The organism is Serratia sp. CY52157 (assembly GCF_052168495.1).
Lineage (GTDB): Bacteria > Pseudomonadota > Gammaproteobacteria > Enterobacterales > Enterobacteriaceae > Serratia > Serratia ureilytica.
In genome coordinates this window covers 1-1,950 of the sequence record NZ_JBJNMO010000017.1, presented here as the reverse complement: position 1 = coordinate 1,950, position 1,950 = coordinate 1, and the positions used below count along the sequence as shown (strand labels likewise).

The 1,950-nt window shown below is 63.5% G+C and carries 2 protein-coding genes; both read right to left on the bottom strand.

The window, feature by feature from the left end; all coding sequences use genetic code 11:
* A partial coding sequence (locus ACJ8IP_RS24195; protein WP_442524538.1) for a S8 family serine peptidase occupies positions 1-1,676 on the bottom strand: 1,676 nt, incomplete at its 3' end.
* A gap of 118 nt (positions 1,677-1,794) precedes the next feature.
* The coding region (locus ACJ8IP_RS24190; protein ID WP_442524539.1) for an autotransporter outer membrane beta-barrel domain-containing protein at positions 1,795-1,950 on the bottom strand (156 nt) is incomplete at its 5' end.

Below are 1,950 nucleotides of genomic sequence, written 5' to 3'. Positions count from 1 at the left end.
TTGCCCGGCGCCACGGTGCCGCCGCGGCGGGCGGTCAGCGAACCGACCGTGCCGCTGCCGCCGACGATGCCGCCGCTCTGCACGCTGACGTCCGAGGTGACCGAGCCGTTGATCGCCAGTCGGCCCTGATTGACCAGCGTCGGGCCGGAATAGGTGTTGGCGCCGGTCATGACCAGCGTGCCCATCCCTTCCTTGGTCAGGCCGCCGTGGCCGGAGATGTTATTGGAGTAAACGTCCAACTCACAGCTGATATCGTCACACTTCCTGGCATGCAACGTACCGGCATCCACCTCGGCGCCCAGTCCCGGAATATTGACGACAAACTGGGTCGGGCCGTAGGCCACGCCCGTCGGATCCGGGATGCGGAACTCTGCGGGAATATCCTCGACGGTATAGAACATGCCCGGGCCGTTGATGGCCTTGCCCAGGTTGATCATCCCCCAGCCGTAGAGCGCGTCGATGCCCGGCGCGCCCATGTCGGTGGCGGTGGTTTTCAGCACGTCGGCAATCTGCGCCGAGTTCATGTACGGGAAACGCTGCAGCAACACCGCCACTGCGCCGGTGACGTGCGGGGTCGCCATCGAGGTGCCGTTTTTATTGCCGTAGTCCGACACCAGATTGGCCGGATCGGAACCGTTGGCCACGGTGCTGTAGATTTTGCTGCCCGGCGACGAGACGCAGAAGCTGGCGGTATAGCCGCAGCGGGACGAGAAACTGCTGATGGTGTAAGGCACGCTGTTGGCGGATGCCGCATCCTGCGCCACGCTGGCGACCGACAGCCAGTTCGGCGCGATGTCCGGCACGAAGTAGGCCAGCCCGCTGATCACATCCGGTTGGTTGTAATTGCCGTCGTTACCGGCGGCGAACAGCACCAGAATATTTTTGCGCGCCGCGTCGATGGCGCCCTGATAACCTGCGCCGGCCAGGCTACCGAGCAGCGGCTTGACCTGATCGAATTGCTCCTGCGCATCCTTCAGCTCGAAGTGCAGCGCGTTAGGATCGCGGCCGCCGTCGGACAGGAAATCGGGAATGCTGACGCCCCAGCTGTTGTTGATCACCCGCACGCCGCTCTTGATCATCGCCTGCCAGCCGGCATTGGTGACGGCGCCGTCCAGGCCGAGGAATTCGCCGTACGCCGGGCCGTCGTTGTCATTATCGACGCTGATCACCTGCGAATCGAAGGCCACGCCGTGCATGCCGACGCCGTCGCGATTCGCCGCGCTGATCCCCGCGACGTGCACCCCGTGATTGCTCAACATGCCCTGCGAACCGCTGTAGAAGTGGAAGGTGCCGTCGAAGTAAAAGCGATCGCCGGCGTTAATTCCCGGCCGGTGCGGATCGGTATAGGCGCGGTAGCCTTCGGTGACGACGTTGATCAGTTTGCCGTCGCCGGCGAATTCGGGATGGCGGTTAACCGGAGTGTCGAAAATGCCCACCTTTTGCCCTTTGCCGGTGTAGCCGGCGGCGTAGGCCTCATCGGCGTGGATCGCCCCCAACCCCCAGTTGGCGTTGAATTCGGCGCTGCGCCAGCTGGCCGGATCGCCGGGTTGGCCATTCACCTCGTGCGGCGCCGCCTGCGCATACCCTGCCAGCGCCATGCAGCAGACCAGCGCGTTCAGCCGCCACGGCGAGCGACGAACGTTTCCTTTGCTATCAAAACCCATTGTTGTTGTCATTTCCTTACCTTTTGCTTGTTATTGGCCGACGCCCCAGGTGCGCCGGGTTCTCATTAGCAGGATGTGAAAAAGGAACCGCCCGCAGGCGGTTCCCGTACAAGGATTGAGTCGATGTTGCTTAGAAGCGCCAGGTGAAGCCGGCGTTGACGCTGTTGTCCTGATGGTGCTGCGACAGCAGCCCGCCGTAGCCCAGCGACAGCGAGGCGTTTTCGTTCACCGCCACTTCCGCCCCCGCCTTCAGCACCATGCCGTCACGCGACACCGGCACGCTGTC